8 protein-coding genes and 1 pseudogene are annotated in these 22,464 nt (G+C 38.1%); 8 read left to right on the forward strand and 1 reads right to left on the reverse strand.

Annotated elements, in window-relative coordinates:
* The first annotated feature begins 135 nt into the window (after positions 1-135).
* From sigK (MHH63_RS26925) to MHH63_RS26945, 5 genes and pseudogenes are all read left to right on the forward strand, one after another.
* Positions 136-837, forward strand: a complete 702-nt coding sequence (sigK, locus tag MHH63_RS26925; RefSeq protein ID WP_036675850.1) for an RNA polymerase sporulation sigma factor SigK — start codon at positions 136-138, stop codon at positions 835-837.
* A gap of 450 nt (positions 838-1,287) precedes the next feature.
* On the forward strand, positions 1,288-1,578 hold the full coding sequence (locus MHH63_RS26930) for a hypothetical protein (RefSeq protein ID WP_076192933.1): 291 nt from the start codon (positions 1,288-1,290) through the stop codon (positions 1,576-1,578).
* A 282-nt stretch (positions 1,579-1,860) separates the two neighbouring features.
* A pseudogene (gene sigK / locus MHH63_RS26935) lies at positions 1,861-2,373 on the forward strand (RNA polymerase sporulation sigma factor SigK); the annotation flags it as partial.
* A 633-nt stretch (positions 2,374-3,006) separates the two neighbouring features.
* Entirely contained in the window at positions 3,007-3,762 is a 756-nt protein-coding gene (locus tag MHH63_RS26940) for a 4'-phosphopantetheinyl transferase family protein (RefSeq protein ID WP_076192931.1), read from the forward strand.
* A 51-nt stretch (positions 3,763-3,813) separates the two neighbouring features.
* The gene (locus tag MHH63_RS26945; RefSeq protein WP_076192929.1) at positions 3,814-4,515 is read left to right on the forward strand and encodes a thioesterase II family protein; all 702 of its coding nucleotides are present in this window, start codon (positions 3,814-3,816) and stop codon (positions 4,513-4,515) included.
* Positions 4,516-4,667: 152 nt separating this feature from the next.
* On the opposite strand, the gene MHH63_RS26950 is transcribed toward MHH63_RS26945, so the two are convergent.
* Positions 4,668-5,543 (reverse strand): helix-turn-helix domain-containing protein, encoded by an 876-nt coding sequence (locus MHH63_RS26950; RefSeq protein WP_076279535.1) that lies wholly within the window; start codon positions 5,541-5,543, stop codon positions 4,668-4,670.
* Positions 5,544-5,987: 444 nt separating this feature from the next.
* On the opposite strand from MHH63_RS26950, the gene MHH63_RS26955 reads away from it, so the two are divergent.
* From MHH63_RS26955 to MHH63_RS26965, 3 genes are read left to right on the forward strand one after another with little or no spacing between them, the layout of a single operon-like run.
* On the forward strand, positions 5,988-7,334 hold the full coding sequence (locus tag MHH63_RS26955) for an MFS transporter (RefSeq protein ID WP_076192925.1): 1,347 nt from the start codon (positions 5,988-5,990) through the stop codon (positions 7,332-7,334).
* A 56-nt stretch (positions 7,335-7,390) separates the two neighbouring features.
* The gene (locus MHH63_RS26960) at positions 7,391-16,390 is read left to right on the forward strand and encodes a non-ribosomal peptide synthetase (protein ID WP_341172269.1); all 9,000 of its coding nucleotides are present in this window, start codon (positions 7,391-7,393) and stop codon (positions 16,388-16,390) included.
* Positions 16,390-22,446, forward strand: a complete 6,057-nt coding sequence (locus MHH63_RS26965) for a hybrid non-ribosomal peptide synthetase/type I polyketide synthase (RefSeq protein ID WP_341172270.1) — start codon at positions 16,390-16,392, stop codon at positions 22,444-22,446. Before MHH63_RS26960 ends, MHH63_RS26965 begins: the two co-directional genes overlap by 1 nt.
* The last annotated feature ends 18 nt before the right edge of the window (positions 22,447-22,464 follow it).

Genomic DNA, 22,464 nt, shown 5'->3' on the forward strand with positions numbered 1-22,464 from the left:
AATAAATTTCTGTGGTTGTACAATTTCCCCCGTACAGGCACTTCTAGGCGCACGCCCACATACAATAAGGATGACCATGAACCCGTAAGGCAAACAGATCGGTTTCATTGTACAAGTGCGGGAGGTGTCGCCAAGTTGCCTGGATTCTTAAGCACGATTGCGTTGCTGATCAAAGAACTGACGCTGCTGGTATCATACGTAAGGAATAATGCATTTCCACAACCGCTCTCGGAGCAGGAGGAAAGCCGATACTTAGGGATGATGGCTGAGGGAGATGCCAAGGCCCGCAATTTGTTGATTGAGCATAATTTGCGGCTCGTTGCCCATATAGTGAAAAAATTCGATAACACCGGAGAAGACATGGAGGATCTGATCTCCATCGGCACCATCGGCCTGATTAAAGCTATTGAGAGTTATCGTCCGAACAAAGGGACAAAGCTAGCCACATTTGCAGCACGTTGTATTGAAAACGAAATTCTGATGCACCTAAGATCCTTGAAGAAAACTCGTAAAGACGTATCCCTGCATGATCCAATTGGGACAGACAAAGAAGGTAATGAAATTACACTTATCGATATCCTTGGCTCCGAAGCTGATGATGTCATTAAAGAAGTAGATCTGAAGATCGAGAAGAGCAAGATATATCGCAACCTAGATATTCTGGATGATCGGGAAAAAGAAGTTGTCGTGGGGCGGTTTGGATTGGATACAGGTGGAGAAGAGCGGACCCAGCGGGAGATTGCGAAGGAGCTGGGGATTTCGCGGAGTTATGTGTCGAGGATTGAGAAAAGGGCGCTCATGAAGCTGTATCATGAGTTTTATAAGGCGAAGCGCTAAATTCGAGATAGTGTGAATTAATTAAAATCGGTAGAAGCCATATGTTTTAAAAGCGACTTTTCTTCGGGAAAGTTGCTTTTTATTATCATTATTGCGTTGGAAAAGTTAATTAAATATATAGTTCATAAGTACAAGAGTTTGATAACTTTCTAGCTATTAGAGGAGTGCTACAATGAGATACAAAGAAATTTATGATCTCCACGTTCAGCTACTACACGTATATGAAAATAATGAGAAGTGTCAAGGTCCATTTCAGACACAAATAAATTATTACAAGAGACAATTTTTCATAGCTGAAGATATTGTTCAACGTATTTTTGTTCTAAATCAGCTCTTAAAAATCCATGAGAAAAGTAGAGCATTTAAAATTAAATGGTGTTCAGAAGAATACTTTAAATGACACAACAGATCAATGAGTAAATGTAGAAAAAGGAAAGGAGTATAATTTGTATGGTACATTCGAAAAAAAGACATATGATGGATAGACCCTATATTAAAGAAGTTATTCGTGAACTTAAGCTTCTAGGATATGAGGAAGATGAAGCTAAGATAATTCTTATCAAGTACTATAGACCCTTAAAAAGGAGTTGGGGTTTTGGGCCCAATGCCTACTATTTTGCAAAAGAAGTCGATTCAATTCATAAAGCTGTTAATAAGAGAGTTGATCCTTCTGAAAGTGGTCAGATCTTTATAGGTCATTTGAAAAATCGAATGAAATCAAATCAGAAGGATACGCCTTGATTTGAATGATGGAAGATGGAATATGTATGGAAAAGTTGCTTTTGACTGTATTAGAAAAAGACTAGTAACTCCTTATACTTCCGATAATTAGTCATCCATAGTTAAATTCTCGATCATTCATTTTCTCAATTTCACTGGTGCAATATCCTTTACAATTTGCCCGTATCACAAGAATGGATACAGGTTATTAGAAACATATATATATGAAGTACAATCGTAAATAGTGAAACAACGAGCTTCATTACCAATTGCTCTTAGTTTATTTTTTACATTGGTACATATCACAACCTCAAAAAAATCGACAATACTGGTGAAGACATAGAGGATCTCATCTCTATCGGCATCATCGGCTTGATCAAAGCCATCGAGAGCTATCGCCCGAACAAAGGCACAAAGCTAGCCACTTTTGCCGCTCGTTGTATTGAAAACGAAATCTTAATGCGTCTTCGCTCGTTGAAGAAAACCCGTAAAGACGTATCTCTCCACGATCCGATTGGGACAGACAAGGAAGGTAATGAAATTACGCTTATCGATATCCTCGGCTCGGAAGCCGATGATGTTATTAAAGAAGTGGATCTGAAGATTGAGAAGAGTAAGATTTATCGTAACCTTGATATTTTGGATGATCGGGAGAAAGAAGTTGTGGTTGGGCGGTTTGGACTGGATACTGGTAGAGAAGAGAGGACGTAGAGGGAGATTGCCAAGGAGCTGGGGATCTCACGGAGTTATGTGTCGCGGATTGAGAAGCGGGCGCTGATGAAGCTGTATCATGAGTTTTATAAGGCGAAGCGGTGAGATCTTAGATAATAACTAAAGATTTACTATAGAGTGTTTTAAAAGCGACTTGCCAACCAGGGAGTTGCTTTTTTGTATATTCAAGTAGGGGAGAATAGCTGATTAAAGCATTATTGAAAATTATCTTTTAGTTGCTCAGGAGAGTTTTACTGTGAAATACAAAGAAGTTTATGAGTTCCATATTCAATTGCTATACGTATATGAAAGTAACGAAAAGTATCAAGATCCATATCAGACACAATTTAATTATTTCAAAAGACAATTTTTCTATAGCTGAAGATATAGTTACCTCGTATTTAATATAATTCGACTACCGTATTGTTTATTTGAGTGGAATCATAGTTCAATATTCCCATTATTAAGTGAATTTTTGTGGTTTGGAAAAGTCTTATAGCGAAAATTTATATAAAATGTAAAAATGTTGATTATGATGAAATGAATCTAAAGGGAATTAATTCTTTTAATGAAATATTATTCCTTGTATTCTTAATATTATCATCATAAAATCTGTCTATCTAGATCCATGCTATGGGAAGTAATTGTGTAGTGGTTTTACAGTTAATGGATTTTTTTATGGAAAGAAGTGATGTAACCTGAATTTATAGATTTTATGCTAAACAAGTGCGATGAGTCATGCTGAAGTTTAACATTCGTTATGGAATTAAGTTTTTGACTTGCGTACATCAATTAACTAAAGGAGGAAACAAAATAATAATTTACGCAATTAATATCGAGAGTGTTTCTAAATATTTTATTAACAGTCTTTGGGGTTATATTCCAGAAAGTAGGGTGCTGAGTATAAAAAAATATAAAAATAATGATGACATTACCAGATCTTTGTTAGGAGAAGTAATAATTCGAATATTATTATCTGAATTAAAGGGGGGGGCGTTAATTGAACAAGCAATTTCTAGAAATCTTTTTGGTAAACCATTTTTAGTAGGAGGAGAAAATATTCATTTTAACATTTCTCATTCAGGAAAATGGGTAATATGTGCAATAGATAATTATCCTATTGGTATTGATGTAGAGGAAATTTTGGGAGTCACTGAAAGTGATTGCAAACAACTATTTACAAAAGATGAGAATTATCAATTACTAAATGAAAATATCTCGTTTTACGATTTGTGGACATGTAAGGAAAGTTTTGTGAAGTTAGTAGGTAAGGGATTATCCATACCTTTTAATTCGTTCACTGTTATATTCAATGATGAATATCCATATATTCATTATGATTCAACTATCTACTATTGTAAGCAATATGAATTTGATACTGGTTATAAAATTGCTTGTTGCTCTGTAAGAACAAGGTTTCCAAAAAAAATAATAGTATTAAATGAGAGGAAAATAAATAAAAAAATTAATTGTTCGATGATAACGCAAAGTTAAAAATGTTTATGAATGTCTAATAAAATTATATAAAGGACCAGTGAAGTTCTAATGATAAAATTATTTTGTATTCCCTATGCAGGGGGTTCTTCGGCATCATATGTGAAGTGGAAAAATTCACTAAACGAAGATATTCAGCTTATACCCTTAGAATTAGCAGGTCGAGGGAAACGGATTTCTGAAGGTCACTACATCGATTTCAATCAAATGGTAGATGATATATTTGAATCAATTATAAGCAGTATTCATGATCATACTCCTTTTGCGGTATTTGGACATAGTATGGGCGGTTACATAGCGTATGAATTGTTTGAAAAGCTTAAATCATTTAACTTGAAACATATTTTCTTATCCGGTACTAGGGCACCGCACCTAAGAATAATGAATTACAAATTTAAGTCAGATCAAGAACTAATAAACACCTTAAGAATTATGGGGGGGACTCCGGAAGAAATATTAAACGACCAAGATTTTCTGAAAATACTAATACCGGTTGTACGCTCTGATTTTACAAATATCGCAACTCATTCTTTCTCGAAGATAAAAATATCAGTTTCGGCTACTATTTTACATGGGCTGCATGAAGAATATAATGTCGAGGATGTTTACGCTTGGAATGAGTATTTTAATATTGCTCCTAAGATGTGTTTCTTTGAAGGCGGGCACTTTTTTATTAACCAATTTGAGAGTTCTATAATTGATATTATTAACAAAACGTTAACGTGTTCTGAATTAATATCGATTGAAAAATAAATTGAGGATAGAGCATTTAAACTGTTTAAGTTATAAGAAGCGCTGTTAGGTGTTTCTTATAACTTGTAATTGACTTGACATACTTCAGGGTAACTTTTTATGTGCGATACAAAGTTAAATTGCTTTATATGTAATATTATAGATAATCGAATTTAACTCAACTCACCTATTTTATTTAATACATGTTGAACAAATATCGTATTATCTGTTATTTCAAAAAGATAAAGTGATTTTTCATAATAAGATCTTGCATTGGTTATTTCCTTAATAAGGGAGTAGTTATAGCCAATATGATAGTATAATTCGCCTAATGAGAATGTTGAATAATGCTTAAGGCATATATTTACAGCTGTATGGCATTCTTTAATAGATTTTTCAAACAGTTGAAAACGTGTTAGCGTCACTGCGTAATTGTATAAAATCCTTACCAAGATTTTGTAATTAGATTGAACAGGAAGTTTATAATAATAGTGAAGACCACTTTCAAAATATGCAAGGGCTTCTTCCAGTCGGTACTCTTCGCAATACAATACTCCAATGCTATTTAACATCTGAATATCTTGTTCGGTCATGAACTCTGAATTTATTGAGTTCTTAATACAACTTAAGGCGTGCTCAAAATTATGATCAAGATAATATATACATATTCCCTCATGCCAAGAAAGATATCTTTGATATCTACTATTTTGAAATAAAGGGTTGTTTTTCTCTGATCGGATAAGATCATATAGATTTTGGTACTCGTGTTTATTTGTATACCCCTCAATTAAATCATAAAGGTCGGTAACATAATCGAAACGATCTGTCTGTCCCAAACTAAATAGATGATTAATATCTACACCAAGTCTATCAGCAATAAAATATAACATAGTTGCTTGTGGTTCTAACTCCCCGTTTTCAATTCTGCTTAATTGTGCTTGAGAACAAATTCCTTGGCATAACCTTTTTTGAGAGATTTTTTTTGATTTTCGAATGATTCGAATATTCTCCCCTATGGTTTTTAAATCCATTTTATAGCTTGTTGACACGTAAAAAGGCCTCCATCCAAAAATATTCTTATTAGTATATTTTATATTATCCACAAAAGAAAATCAGGGGTAATTTAGAATATTATATGTATTAAAGTAAATTATGGGCGGGTCGTTAGTTTAAAAATTCCTATATAGTAATAAATATACAAATATGATCAGGAGGATAGAAAATGAGAACAAAATGGAGAGCAGCTTTACTTATAATGACTATGGTCTTTATGTTTGGAGTAATGATACCCACAATAACTACCGGAGTAGGTGTTATTAGCACTAATGAACTACCGCTAAAACCCTAGAATCTGCTTGATGGTTTATTTTAAAAACTTATCTGTCTCTAGGGAGATTTTTGATTCGGTAAAATAATGTGGTTGTCAATTGTTATATATTAATAAATATTCCGATTAAAACCTTGGGATATAAGGAATATAAGGAGCTGACTGTGTGAACGAAAATAGTTTTACCACAAAAAAGGGACTATGGTCTTTCGCTATCTTAATGATAGGTAGCTTGTTGTCTGGTATTGGAACTCAAATGACACAATTTGCCTTGATTGCTTGGGTGTATGAAAAAACAGGATCCGCACTCAGTGCAGGTATACTTGCGACTGCTTCATATGGCTCTGTAATTGTTGCAAGTATATTTGCAGGTGCATTCGTAGACAAATTCAACCGAAAAAAAATGATTATTTTGACAGATATTATAGCCTCATTAGCCACTGTGCTACTACTAACAATCCATTCATTGGATGTAATGTCTAGTTTCGTATTAATTTTATATGGAATTGTAAGAGGAGTAGTTGGCTCAGTTCAATTCCCAGCTTACATGTCTATTATTACCTTAATGGTTCCTGCCGGACAAAGATCTAGAGCAAATGGAATGTACCAAACTGCTTCAAGTTTGTCTACAACACTTTCGCCTGCTCTGGCAGGTATGTTACTTGGATTTATCGGAATTGAGCAGATTTTCCTTATAGATATTTTTACGTTTTTGTTTATTATCTGCACGATTATTTTTATTAAGATTCCTGAGTCTCAAAAAACAACAGAACAAAATGAAAGAACAATATTGTCAGATACTATAGATGGATTTCGTTATTTGTTTGCAAGAATGAGTTTGCTTGGTTTTGTACTCGTTTTGACATTCTATAATATTGCATTTGGTGCATATGAAGGATTGTACCGTCCAATGCTACTTGCTTTTTCAGATAACAGTGTAAAAATTGCTGGTTGGGCACTCATGGGTTATGGAATCGGTAACGTAGTGTCTGGAGTATTTATGACCATTTGGAAAGGACCAAAAAATCGTGTGCCACTTACTCTACTAGCATGGGCTATTTCTGGATTATTTGGGTTTGTTGTAGGCGGATGGGGGCGTTCTCTACCAGTTTGGATTATCTCCGGTTTTTTACAAGGTGTGTTTAATAATATTGCTGTGGTTCTTACTGTAGGAATATGGCAATCAAAGGTTGAACCAGCATTTCAAGGACGTGTATTCGGTATTATGAAGTTGGTGGCACAAGTAACTATTCCTGTTGCAGTATTTGTAATGACATTTATATCGGATAAAGTTGCTATCCCAGGTTTTAAAGAAGGGGGGATTTTATCTAACCTCTTTGGTGAATATGTTGGTAATGGTCCAGGAGCAGGTATGTCATTCGTACTCATCGTGAGTGGTTTACTGTTTGGTGTGATTAGTCCATTAATCATGTTCGTCTTTCCTTCACTCCGCAATGCTGATAAGTCAGAAGACTCCTCTGTCAATTTAGCAAAAACTGTTTTGAAGGGATGACTACAAAAATCAAAGTAATATAAATATAAAAAACCACTTCTGTGAGAAGGAGAACGATGGTGAAAATTAAAGAGATTCTTGATTTAGAGCATGATGAAGTAGAAGGGTTAGAAAAATTAAGAGATGTACAAGACCTTCGTTTAATAGCGCCTACCAGAAGAGCTCCCATTATTAATCATCAATTACTAGAAGACAACGGTAAAGTAAACTTTGAAATCCCCAAAAATACAATAAAGAATATAGAAAAATATTCTCAAGAATTAAATATTGAAGCTAAGTTCATTTTTTTAAGCGCTTGGATGATATTGCTTTATAGATATTCAGGAGAAAGAAAATTTATAGTGGGATGTGGTATGGAAGAAAAGAATGATGATCACGTTTCTCTACCGTTATTAATAGAAGTAGAGAAAGTTATGACCGGGAATCAAATGGTAGAGATGTTGTATGAGCATTTTAATAAAAAGCCAAATATCTCTTCTCAATTATACAAAAATCAGGAACAATTTGAAAAAATAAAATTTCAGGCTGGTTTCTTCTGGGGGAAACCTAACAATACGCTTGAAAAGCGAATCGCTTCTATTGAAGAAATATTGTATCAGATTGAAATGCCCATTGAACTAAATATATTTTTCTCAAATACAGAACAATTTGAGGGATGTATAAATTATAAGTGTAGTCAATTCGAGGAAATTATTTTTCAGCGTATGGTCAAAAATTATTTAGATTTATTAGAACAGTTAGTACGCAATCCTGTCACGCCTGTATCAGAACTGAAATACATAAACCGCGAAGAACTAGACCAGATATTGGTGCAATGGAACGAAACAAAAACCAGCTATCCAGCAGAGTGTACTATTGCAGAATTATTTGAGGAGCAAGTTAAGAGAGATCCAGAAGCAACGGCTGTAGTTTTCGAAGGAAATGTACTGTCGTATGCGGAGCTAAATGAACGAGCGAACCAAGCAGCTGCCTATCTGCGGAAGCAAGGAGTTAGTGAAGGGGACCTTGTAGGCATTAGCATGGAACGGTCAGCAGAACTTATAGTTGGACTATTGGCTGTTCTTAAGGCCGGTGGAGCTTATGTGCCACTAGATCCAAGTTATCCTAAGGAACGTCTTAATTTAATGATAGAAGATACTGAGTTATCTATTATATTAACTCAAGAGCACTTGCGCGAAGAACTTTGGCTTCACGAAGATCATTTGCAATTAATCATATTTAATTCATCAACGGAAGAATTCGCAGCTGAAAACAAAGAAAATTTAGCTCCTATGAGTTCATCGGATAGTTTAGCCTATGTAGTGTTTACATCTGGTTCGACAGGTAAACCCAAAGGTGTGGCCGTGCCTCAAAGAGGGGTGGTGCGGTTAGTAAAAGAAACGAATTATGTAACATTTGGACCGGATGAAGTGATGATGCTGTTGGCTCCGGTAGCGTTTGATGCTTCTACTTTGGAGATTTGGGGAGCCTTGTTAAATGGAGGAAAGCTGGCAGTTTTTCCAGCGCATCGACCTTCATTAGAGGAGATTGGAAGGTTTGTCGAACAAGAGGGGATTACCAGCTTATGGTTGACGGCAGGATTGTTTCATCAAATGGTGGACTATCAGCTACCGGCTTTAAGCAAGGTGAGGCAGCTTCTTACTGGGGGAGATATTCTTTCGGTAGCTCATGTGCAACAGGTCTTGGAAACACATTCTCAAATCACCTTGATTAATGGCTATGGTCCGACAGAAAATACTACGTTTACAACATGCTATCCAATGCAACATGGTACTGAGTTAGGAGAAAATGTACCAATTGGGCGGCCTATTTCCAATACACAGGTTTATGTTTTAGATGAAGCAGGCCAACCGGTTCCAATAGGGGTGCCAGGAGAGTTGTATACAGGTGGCGACGGATTAGCCAGAGAGTATGTGGGGAGACAAGAGCTTACGGAGGAGAAATTTGTAAGTAATCCATTTGTACCTGATGAGCGGCTGTACCGTACCGGGGACAAAGTTAGGTGGAGAGAAGATGGATTACTTGAATTTTTAGGACGAATAGACCAGCAAATAAAGATACGTGGCTATCGTATTGAACCAGGAGAGGTAGAAGCTGCGCTGGTTTCTCACCCGACAGTACAACAAGCTACAGTGGTAGCATTCGAAGTTACGCCTGGAGATAAGCAGCTTGTAGGGTATGTAGTCTTGGAGGGAAATACAGAAATAACGATGTTGGAATTGCGTAGGGATATTTCTGCCGCTCTGCCGGAATACATGGTTCCTGGTGTAATTGTGAAAGTGGACAGCATCCCATTGACACCTAATGGAAAAGTGGATCGAAGAGCTCTGCCGGAACCGGATTATGTTTCTGAGGTTGAAGAATATATTGCCCCAAACACGGACACTGAAGGAAAGTTAGCTGGAATTTGGGAACTGCTTCTACGTTCAGAGTGTATCGGGCGTAATGATCATTTTTTCCATAGAGGAGGACATTCGCTTCTAGCTACTCAGTTAGTATCTCATATCAGGGAGTCATTCTCAGTAGAGGTGAGTGTGGCTCAAATATTTAAAACGCCCATACTGAAGGACCTTGCAGTGGAGATTGATCAGGCAACCGGTGATAATATCTTGCCTCCAATTGTACCACGTCAAGTGAAAGGGGATGTGCCGTTATCTTATGCACAGCAACGTTTATGGTTTTTACAGCAGTTGGAGCCGGAGAGTCCACTTTATAATGTTCCTTTAACCTATGAAGTTACAGGTAAAATAAAGGAATCTTTACTGGAACAAGCTTTGAATGAAATGATCCGGAGGCATGAATCTTTACGGACCATCTTTCCGATGGGAGGACATGAACCTCTACAGCGGATTTTGCCTGAAGTAGAAGTAATAATTGAAAAGATAAACTGGATTGATCAAACCCACACTGGTAATAGCGAGTTATATGAAACAGAGGTGTTACAAAGGATAAATGAACAAGCTAAGACTCCTTTTGATCTTTCTGTTGCCCCCCTACTTCGTGTAACACATTACCGGCTGGAGGAAGAGCGATCTTATATTTTTTTAAACATTCATCATATGATTATTGATGGATGGTCTATGGGGGTTTTTCTTGAAGAATGGCTCGGTTTGTATGATTCTCTTTGTAATAATGAGATGTCTGAAATATTAGGTAAACGTCTTCAATATACAGATTATAGTGAATGGCAACGGAATTGGCTGCAACCGGATGAAATGAAAAAGCAAGCTGATTATTGGAAGTTGAAGCTTGAAGGGATACCATCGTATTTGGAATTTCCTACAGACTTTCCTACGCCTCTAACTCGAAGCATACGAGGTGAAAATAAATCATTTTCTCTTTCTTCTCAACTAAGTGAAGATTTAAAGAGGTTTTCCAAACAAGAAGGGGTCACGCTATATATGGCCCTACTCTCAATTTGGTCGGTCTTACTATATCGGTATTCAGGACAAGATGATCTGGTAGTTGGTTCTCCTATTGCGAATCGGACACAAAAAGAGACTGATAATATAATTGGTTTCTTTGTTAACACATTGGCTTTACGAATAAACGGAATGAAAGAACTAAGTTTCAGAAAATTATTAGGCCAAGTAAAGGAAACTACTTTAGAGGCATATTTGTATCAAGACATTCCTTTTGACAAGGTAGTAGAGATTGTAGAGATGGATCGCAATCCAGCTTATGCACCACTTTTCCAAGTGATGTTTGTGCTTCAAACTGATTATGCAGAAAAGATGGAGAGTAAGGAGTTACACCTCCGTCCAATTGCGACTGGAACAGGAACCTCCAAATTCTCCTTGACTATGGAAATGATATCAACAGAGCAAGGTATCACTGGGACACTGGAATATTGTACGGATTTATACAAACAATCAAGCATAGAACGAATGCTGGGACACTTTGAAAGTTTAATTGAAAATTGCCTGAGGAAACCAGACGTGCCGGTATCAGAATTAAAGTACATAAATAACGAAGAACTAGACCAGATATTGGTGCAATGGAACGAAACAAAAACCAGCTATCCAGCAGAGTGTACTATTGCAGAATTATTTGAGGAGCAAGTTAAGAGAGATCCAGAAGCAACGGCTGTAGTTTTCGAAGGAAATGTACTGTCGTATGTGGAGCTAAACGAACGAGCGAACCAAGCAGCTGCCTATCTGCGGAAGCAAGGAGTTAGTGAAGGGGACCTTGTAGGCATTAGCATGGAACGGTCAGCAGAACTTATAGTTGGACTATTGGCTGTTCTTAAGGCCGGTGGAGCTTATGTGCCACTAGATCCAAGTTATCCTAAGGAACGTCTTAATTTAATGATAGAAGATACTGAGTTATCTATTATATTAACTCAAGAGCACTTGCGCGAAGAACTTTGGCTTCACGAAGATCATTTGCAATTAATCATATTTAATTCATCAACGGAAGAATTCGCAGCTGAAAACAAAGAAAATTTAGCTCCTATGAGTTCATCGGATAGTTTAGCCTATGTAGTGTTTACATCTGGTTCGACAGGTAAACCCAAAGGTGTGGCCGTGCCTCAAAGAGGGGTGGTGCGGTTAGTAAAAGAAACGAATTATGCAACATTTGGACCGGATGAAGTGATGATGCTGTTGGCTCCGGTAGCGTTTGATGCTTCTACTTTGGAGATTTGGGGAGCCTTGTTAAATGGAGGAAAGCTGGCAGTTTTTCCAGCGCATCGACCTTCATTAGAGGAGATTGGAAGGTTTGTCGAACAAGAGGGGATTACCAGCTTATGGTTGACGACAGGATTGTTCCATCAAATGGTGGACTATCAGCTACCGGCTTTAAGCAAGGTGAGGCAGCTTCTCACTGGGGGAGATATTCTTTCGGTAGCTCATGTGCAACAGGTTTTGGATGCTTATCCCCAAATCATATTGGTACATGCCTATGGTCCGACAGAAAATACTACGTTTACAACATGTTATCCAATGCAACATGGCACTCATCTGGGAGAAAATGTATCGATCGGGCGGCCTATTTCCAATACACAGGTTTATGTTTTAGATGAAGCAGGCCAACCGGTTCCAATAGGGGTGCCAGGAGAGTTGTATACAGGTGGCGACGGATTAGCCAGAGAGTATGTGGGGAGACAAGAGCTTACGGAGGAGAAATTTGTAAGTAATCCATTTGTACCTGATGAGCAGCTGTACCGTACCGGGGACAAAGTTAGGTGGAGAGAAGATGGATTACTTGAATTTTTAGGACGAATAGACCAGCAAATAAAGATACGTGGCTATCGTATTGAACCAGGAGAGGTAGAAGCTGCGCTGGTTTCTCACCCGACAGTACAACAAGCTACAGTGGTAGCATTCGAAGTTACGCCTGGAGATAAGCAGCTTGTAGGGTATGTAGTCTTGGAGGGAAATACAGAAATAACGATGTTGGAATTGCGTAGGGATATTTCTGCCGCTCTGCCGGAATACATGGTTCCTGGTGTAATTGTGAAAGTGGACAGCATCCCATTGACACCTAATGGAAAAGTGGATCGAAGAGCTCTGCCGGAACCGGATTATGTTTCTGAGGTTGAAGAATATATTGCCCCAAACACGGACACTGAAGGAAAGTTAGCTGGAATTTGGGAACTGCTTCTACGTTCAGAGTGTATCGGGCGTAATGATCATTTTTTCCATAGAGGAGGACATTCGCTTCTAGCTACTCAGTTAGTATCGCATATTAGGGAGTCATTCTCAGTAGAGGTGAGTGTGGCTCAAATATTTAAAACGTCCATACTGAAGGACCTTGCAGTGGAGATTGATCAGGCAACCGGTGATAATATCTTGCCTCCAATTGTACCACGTCAAGTGAAGGGGGATGTGCCGTTATCTTATGCACAACAACGTTTATGGTTTTTACAGCAGTTGGAGCCGGAGAGTCCTGCTTATAATTGCCCTTTTATTTACAAGATTAAGGGTGATTTGCAATATGAGCTATTAGAACTAGCATTAAATGAGATGATTCACCGACATGAATCTTTACGGACATATTATCCTATAGTTGGTCAGGAACCTGCTCAACGAGTACTTCCTTCAATGCCCCTTCTGATTCAAAAAATTGATTTTACTGAAGTTTCTAAAAACGAAAGAGAGGGTTCCGCACTGTCTTGGGCACAGGAGCAAGCGCGTATACCCTTTAATCTGGAGAATCCCCCTCTTCTTAGAGCGGCTCTCATTAAACTAGAGGATAACTTGAATTGGTTTATATTAGTGAAGCACCACATTATAACAGATGGCTGGTCCATGCAAATTTTCACAAAGCAATTAAAAATATTTTATGAACAGCTTATACAAAAGCAAGGAATTAAGTTTACTGAACCCGTTATTCAATATTCTGATTTTAGTGAGTGGCAAAATCGTTGCTTTCATGAAAAACGGTTTGCTGGGCAAAAAATGTATTGGGAAAATAAACTGAGAAATGTAGCAGACAAACTAGAACTTCCTTTAGATTATAAAAGGCCTGCTATTCAAAATTTTTCAGGCTCACAATGTAAGTTCTCAATCCCGAAGCCTTTGGTTAATTTACTGCAAGGATTGTGCAAGGAAACAGATACTACTCTATTTATGGCGCTATTAACAGCTTGGTACGCAGTAATGTATCGGTACTCAGGTCAAGAAGACATAGTCATTGGTGCCCCAATTGCTAATCGAAACCGAAGTGACTTAGAAGAGGTTCTTGGATTCTTTGTTAATACATTACCTCTAAGGTTAAATGTTACTAGAGAAGGAACATTCCGTAGCTTGCTTCTTCAAGTACGGGAAATAACTCTAGAAGCTTATGCAAATCAGGATATTCCTTTTGAACACATTATTGAGGCAATAGGAATAGAACGTAACATGAGCTATAATCCTTTGTTTCAAGTTATGTTTGTTCTTCAATCAGAAGAAGTGAGATCTTGGACGGTCGGAAATACAGATTGGGTCCAAGAAGATATAGACAATCAAACTGCAAAATTTGATCTTAACTTAGAAATAATATCGACTAGTACGGGATTAGAAGGCAGACTTGTCTATAATACGAATTTGTATGATTTTAAGACTGTGTCCAGAATGACAGAACATTTTCAAATGCTTTTATCAGGAGCAGTTATGTCACCGGACATTTGTGTTTCGACTCTTCCCTTATTGACAGAGTGGGAACAAAAAAAATTGCTTTTGTTAAACTCTACAGAACGAAATTATCCGCTTGATCTCTGCCTAGCAGACTTGATAGAGCGACAAGTTGCCAAAACGCCTGATCAAATTGCAGTGATTAACCATAACAACAACTTGACATTTCATGAACTTAATGTAGAAGCTAATAAATTGGCTCACCGTTTGCAACAAATGGGTGCATCATCAAACACTCTTATTGGCTTATACATGGAACGCTCGTTAGAAATGGTAATTGCAATGTTAGCGATCGTCAAATCAGGAGCAGCTTATGTACCAATTGACCCTACATATCCATCAGAAAGAGTCGAGAATATTCTGAAAGATGCAGCGATAAAAATTCTTCTAACAGATAGAAAAGTTATAGGAGATATGAAATATAATATAAATCTTATCTTATATTTAGATGAGGAGAGAATGATACCTCATGAGGGGCAAGAGGCAAATCCTATGAGAGAATCCGGATCTGATCGTCTGGCTTATGTAATGTACACATCAGGAACAACTGGTCAGCCTAAAGGAGTAATGATAAGTCACCGAGCTATATGTAACAGGTTGCACTGGATGAAAGAAGAATATAGTGTCAGTGAAACAGATACTATATTTCACAAAACGCCAATTAGTTTTGATGTGTCTGTATGGGAGGTTTTTCTTCCTTTGATGACAGGGGCTAAACTTATTATCTCAACACCTGGGGGACATAAAGACACCCAATATATGGTTCGAATGATTCTTTTGCATCGTGTAACCATGATTCATTTTATTCCTTCTATGCTTCAACTTATGTTAGATGAGGCTGATTTTTCTAATTGCACTTCATTAAAATTTGTGTTCAGTGGAGGCGAGACTTTGCCTTATGAACTGCTAGAAAGATTACTAGAGAAACTACCTGCTGAGATTCATAATCGATATGGTCCAACTGAAATTTCTATTAATGCAACTTACTGGCCTTCTGAGCGCAACAAAAATAAGATAGTTAAAATAGGTAAGCCGTTGGCAAATACGCAAGTTTATGTGCTGGATGCAAACCGAGAAATGGTCCCTATAGGAGTTCCGGGAGAATTATTTGTTGGGGGTACCTCGTTGGCAGAAGGATATTTGCACCGACAAGATTTAACTGATGAAAAGTTCATATTCCATACCTTTTCTAAGGATCGCAAAGCTAAGTTATATCGAACCGGAGACTGGGTTCGGTGTCTATCAGATGGAAACCTCGAATTTCTGGGGCGAATGGATCAGCAAGTGAAAATCAGAGGATTCAGAATAGAATTAGGTGAAATTGAGAAGACGCTAGGACTTCATTCAAGTGTTCGGGATGCGGTAGTTATTGTGAAAGAGCATCACCCTCATAACAATAGACTAATTGCCTTTGTCACGGCACATAGTCAAGAAGACATAGTTCCTTCCAGGCTCATGCAATATTTAGAACGCAGGCTACCAGAGTATATGCTGCCTGTAATAGTTCAGATTGATAAAATTCCACTTATGTCAAGCGGAAAGGTTGACCGCAAGGCATTGGAACAAATGGATGTGAAATTTCTAGAACGACAGTCAGTACGTGTAGAGCCAAGAACAGAATCCGAACGAACAGTGGCAAGACTCGTCGAAGAAATAATGGGCTTCGAAGATATCGGTATAGAGGATAATCTGTTTGAGCTGGGAGCAAACTCATTAAGCTTGGCACGTATGGCTATTCTTATACGGGAAACATTTGATATAGAATTCCCTACTAGGCTTTTGTTTGATAAGCCGACAGTCAAGCAATTGGCCTATCAAATTGACACCAAGATTTCATCTAAGTTGAATTCGAACAACCTGACTATCGACGTTGATCATCTCTCTGAAAACGAAATGGATACATTGTTATTATCTTTAATAGAAGAAGGTTGGGAATAATGAATACTAATTTGATACATTTGTCTAGCGAAGAGAAACGTGAACTACTCAGAAAAAAACTGCAAAAAAAAGAACATGAGCTTTCGGATGACTCGTGCGCCCCTCTCTCTAGCCAGCAGCAAGGATTGTTATTTATTTCAAAACTATACCCAGATCATACTCAATACCACATGCCTTATGTTCTTCAATTGTTAGGAACGCTAGATCTGGATGCATTGGAGAAAAGTATTAATGAAATTATTCGGAGGCATGCAACGCTCCGAACTGTGTTTGTAACTAATCAGTTTGGGGTCGAAGAGCAGCAGATACTGCCTTTTACACCGATGAAACTTCCTTTTTTAAACTGTAGCTTGGAAGAAAACACTCGTGAGGAAATAATTCCGAGAATTGTTGAATCTGAGTATTCAAGGAAGTTTGATCTTAGCAAGGGTCCATTAGCACGATTCAATCTAGTGAAATTCGCTGAGGAAGAGTATGTGCTAATATTTTTGGTACATCATATTGTATTTGACGGAGTATCAATGGACAAGTTTTTGGAAGAGATGAGACAACACTATGAGATGTTTGTGAATTCTGAGGATTCTCTTCTGCCGGAACTTTCTTATACGTATACAGCATTTGCCCGAGACAGCCACTCATTTTCAAAAAAAACAGAAATTGATAAACAATTAGAATTTTGGAAAAGCAGACTCTCCGGGGACCTTCCAATTCTTGATTTACCGATAGATAATAAACGTCCACTTATCGTTTCAGGCAAAGGAGCTACATTAGAATTCCCTATTCCCGATGATGTAATGCACAGCATAAGAAGGTTTGGCCAGTTACAAGGGGCCACTCTATTTATGTCACTTCTTAGCACCTTTTATATCCTGTTACATCGTTATACCCAGCAAGAAGATATTTTAGTAGGTACTCCGGTTTCTTGTAGAGATAGCTCTGAACTCATGCCTTTAATTGGTTTGCTAATTAACTCTGTTGTACTCCGAGCAGATTTGTCGGGGGATCCCACATTTACAGAAGTTCTTCAGCGTGTAAAGAATGTGGCTCTTGATGCGTTCTCTAATCAAGAAGTTTCATTCTCAGAGGTTGTGCGAGCTGTTAAGCCTGATCGTAGCCATGGACGATCTCCTTTGTTTCAAGTTATGTTCACTACAGAACATAGTTCAGACAAAGATTGGGTTATGGCGGGTGTAAAAGGGAAACTCATGATGGAACATCAGGGAACATCTAAATATGATATGACCTTTGTTGTTCGGGAAAGTCTCAAGGGGGCTAGCATAGTTATTGAATACAGTACGGACTTGTTTAATAAAGAAACAATTAAGCGGATGGCCACACATTATGTGGAACTACTGCGTGAAGCGGCAAAACGTCCAAACATTTCGTTCTCTCGTTTTAACATCCTTCCTGATGAGGAACGGGAAAAATTACTTTTATGGAACAAAACAGAGGTCCCAATTTCAAAAACACACAGTGTTCTTCATTGTTTTGAACGGATAGCACAAGAAATTCCATTTCAAATTGCAGCTGTAGATCAATATTCATCTATAACTTATAGAGAATTGAATAAAGCTGCGGACTTATTGGCACATCGATTACGACTATTGCAGGAGAGTGCAGGCGGAGTAATAGCAATTTGCATGAACAGAAGTATCTCAATACTTGTAGCTATGCTGGGGGTCTGGAAGGCGGGTGCTGCATACCTTCCTTTAGATCCTGGCCACCCACCAGATAGACTTGAATATATGTTGAAAGATGCAAGGGTGGCAGTAGTTATTACGGAGGATGAGTTAAAAGAGAGGTTACCTGTTAGCTCAAAAGTTCTATGCCTCGGTGAGTTATTGAAAAGTGAAAATGTGACCTCTGAAATGGTATCTCTTGAAAATCCCGTTAATGAGCTTGGGTATGTTATTTATACTTCAGGATCAACGGGAACTCCTAAGGGGGTTGGGGTTACCCACTCCAATTTAATGAATTTAATTGATTGGCATATTAAAACATACAGTTTGTCCCAAGAAGATCGAACCTCACAGCTGGCAGGAGTCAGTTTTGATGCTGCTGTATGGGAAATATGGCCAACGCTTTTGGTAGGTGGGACAATTTATCTGGCTGATGAAGAAACTCGTTTGTCTCCTCAGAGACTTCAGCAATGGTTGATAGAAAACCATATTAATATCAGCTTTGTACCAACACCATTGGCGGAAGTATTGCTTACTTTTACATGGCCTAAGTCGACACATTTAAGGGCAATGCTTACGGGAGGAGACAAGCTTCATCGGTTTCCGGACATCAGTTTACCTTTTCAATTAGTTAATCATTATGGCCCCACTGAAACAACAGTTGTAGCTACTTATGGTGTAGTTCCAAAAGGAATTCATGATGGTTCTCCGGTTATTGGTCGGCCAATTGCAAATACTCATGTATATATTCTTGATGCGAATCAACAAAAAATGCCAATTGGTGTGCCAGGAGAGCTCTATATAGGTGGTTTAGGTGTATCTCAGGGCTATATTTTTCGTTCTGATTTAATGGAAAATAATTTTGTGGAAGTTGAGGTTCATTCAGGACAGTGGGAAAGACTGTATCGTACTGGGGATATTGCAAGGATTTTAGCTGATGGCAATATAGAGTATCTATCTAGAAAAGATAATCAAGTGAAAATTAGAGGATTGCGCATCGAGTTAGGGGAGATCGAGACGCTACTAGCGGCGCATTCAGGAGTAAAAGAAGCGGTGGTAGTAACAAGGGGAACTTTACCAGGAGAATCCAAAATTATCGCATATGTAACAGTAGATCAACAATTAGAGATAAAGGAACCTGAGCTTATTAGAGCACTCAAAAAAAAATTGCCTGATTACATGGTTCCAGTACGAATTATCTGTATGACAAAATTTCCAGTTACTCGAAATGGAAAAGTAGATCGCTTAGCTTTACCTGAGGTTCTGGATTACGCAAGCTCCCATGAGTTTATGGCTCCTCAAAACAAGCTAGAGAAATACATAGCGGACGTTTGGATGCAAGTATTAGGAAAAGAAAAAATAAGTAGTACGGACAACTTTTTTGATATTGGTGGACATTCTCTATTGTTGGCCCGTGTTCATGAATTATTACAAAAAGGCATGAATACAAATATTCAATTAATTGAACTTTTTCAGTACACCACAGTTCAGCAAATTGCTCAACGTTTAACGAGTGAGCATGCTCTCGAATCCTCTATAAGCATCCATAGTGGACAAGAACAGAAGGGGATTAATGATTCAAATGCTTCGCCAGGAAATGATGATCAGAAGTTGATAAAGGAAGATATTGCTGTTATCGGTTTAGCTTGCCGTGTTCCTGGAGCGCAAGAAGCAGAGCAATTTTGGAATAATCTAAAGGATGGAATTGATTCTATTCGTTGGTTTAGTGAGGCGGAACTGATTGAAGCCGGTGCTGATGTATCCAATGTAAGCCGTACCAACTATGTTGCAGCTAGAGGATATTTAGAGGGGGCAGATCAATTTGATGCTGGATTTTTCCATGTTTCACCTCGTGAAGCGGAAGTAATGGATCCTCAGCATAGGATTTTTCTGGAGAATACATGGGAGGCATTAGAACATGCTGGGTATGATCCTGTTAGATTTGAAGGGAAAATTGGCATATACGCAGGGACTGCATTCAACACGTATCTACTCAATAATCTTTTGCCAAATCGTCAGTACGTAGATATGGTGGGGATGTACAGCATTTTTATGAACAATGATAAGGACTCCTTAGCTACCCGTACAGCCTATAAATTGAACCTGAGAGGGCCTGCTGTCACCATTCAAACAGCTTGTTCCACCTCACTTGTGGCAATTCACATGGCTTGTCAGGGTTTGTTTATGAACGATTGTGAGATTGCGTTAGCTGGTGGAGTTACAGTTCGCTCTCCTCTAATGGATGGGTATCTCTATAGGGAAGGCGAAATTAGCTCTCCAGTTGGGCAATGTCGAACTTTCGATGATGAAGCGCTCGGAACTATTGGGGGAATGGGGAGTGGAGTCGTAGTTCTAAAGCGGTTGTCTCAAGCTTTGAAAGACGGTGATACGATTTATTCAGTCATTAAAGGCTCAGCTATTAATAACGATGGTTCGAAGAAAATTGGATTTACTGCCCCGAGTGTTGAGGGTCAGGCTAATGTAATTAGTGAAGCTTTGCATAGGGCACAAGTGTCACCGGAGAGCATATCTTATATTGAAGCTCATGGAACTGGAACGCCGCTAGGAGATCCTATTGAAGTTAGTGCTCTATCAAAAGCTTTCCGAAATAATGGAGCACAAAAAAATGAATACTGCGCCTTGGGATCAGTCAAATCCAATATAGGACATTTGGATGCAGCGGCAGGGGTCATTGGTTTTATTAAAACGGTGTTATCCCTTAAGAATCGTCAACTCCCACCAACTTTACATTTTAAAACACCAAATCATAAAATTGATTTTACCCATAGCCCCTTTTATGTTAACAGCAATTTGCAGAATTGGAATGGTCCGGTTCCGCTTCGAGCAGGGGTAAGTGCTTTAGGCGTAGGGGGAACGAATGCACATGTTATTTTAGAGCAGGCACCATTTACTAAAGGATCAACATCTATTATGGCACAGCACTTAATTATATTATCTGCAAGAACGTTCAAAGCACTGGAGAATATGTCGTTTCGTTTAGCTCAATGGTTAGAAGGGAAAACAAACGAAGAGTTAGCAAATGCTGCTTACACACTTCAGGTTGGCAGATCTGAGTTTCCATGCCGTAGAGTCCTGTTGACTAGTGATATTAATAATGCAGTAGAACAATTAAGAAACTACTCTAATGGTGGGGAACAGCCCAAAGAGGTGACAACTTCCCCTTCAGTGATATTCACTTTATCTGGACAGTATGCACAAAATCAGCATTATGTAAATGAACTCTATAAGTCGGAGCCCCTATTTACTAAAGAAGTGGATAAATGCTGTAAGCTTACAGAGTCCTGGCTGGAGTACGATATCAAAAAGCTATGGTTTGCTTCAGATATAGAAAACAGAAGTACTTCAAAGATTCATAATAAAGTACTAGATCTCGCAATTTTTATAGAGAACTATGCTCTAGGAAAGTTTTGGTTGGACTTAGGCATTCATCCGGAATTTATGATTGCTCAAGGTATAGGGGAATATGTTGCTGCCTGTCTAGTAGGAGTGTTGGACTTGCGAGATGCTTTAGAAATGGTAGCTAAAAGAAGTGATATGCACACTGAGGAACATTCTCCCTATTATAAATCTTATCAGAATTTAATGAAGACAGAATTGAAAACCCCGATTTTTTCTGTGGATTTAGGAAGATGGATAGGGAAAAATACTTCTGCTCCTGATTATTGGGATAGATTTTCTAATGAAACGCAAGATTCTGTATTAAGCCTCAAGGAAATTGAGGGATTATTTAATTCTCCAAATCATCTATTCCTAGAAATAGGTAGCAATCAATCTTTGCTAACAACATTACCTAAAGTGCATTTGCAAGGATATAATCCTCAAATTATTGGAATTCATTCTAGTAACGCTGGGGAGAGAGAGACCATTATAAGCAGAATTCTAAGTGTTCTAGGAGAATTGTGGTTATCGGGCGTAACAGTTCTTTGGTCTCAACTGAACCTAGAGGGAGAACGTCGACGAATTGCTTTGCCTTCTTATCCCTTTGAACATCAACGGTTTTGGATCGATATTGTGAAGGAGCATAAACCAATTGAAAAAGATATCCTTGAAGAAGTAGCAGCTGCCAAATATAGTTCTCCGGAACCAGAGGGAGAAGTTGATTTACAGCTTAAAATTCAGGAAATAGTTATAAAAGTTTGGAAGGAAGTTGTTGGAAGTACAACAATTCAGACAGAAGATGATTTCTTTGAAATTGGCGGAGATTCATTGATGGCATCGAGGGTAATTAGCCGGATTAAAGAGATATTTCCAATTGAACTTCCCTTAGGGACTTTATTCACGTTTTCTCAACTACGTGATTTTGCTCACCAAATTGAGGAACGTGTAGTTGCTAAAATCAGCGAAATGCAGGAGTAGTTTAAAAGGAGAGTTATA

It is taken from the genome of Paenibacillus sp. FSL H3-0310, from assembly GCF_038002785.1.
GTDB lineage: Bacteria > Bacillota > Bacilli > Paenibacillales > Paenibacillaceae > Paenibacillus_AQ > Paenibacillus_AQ odorifer.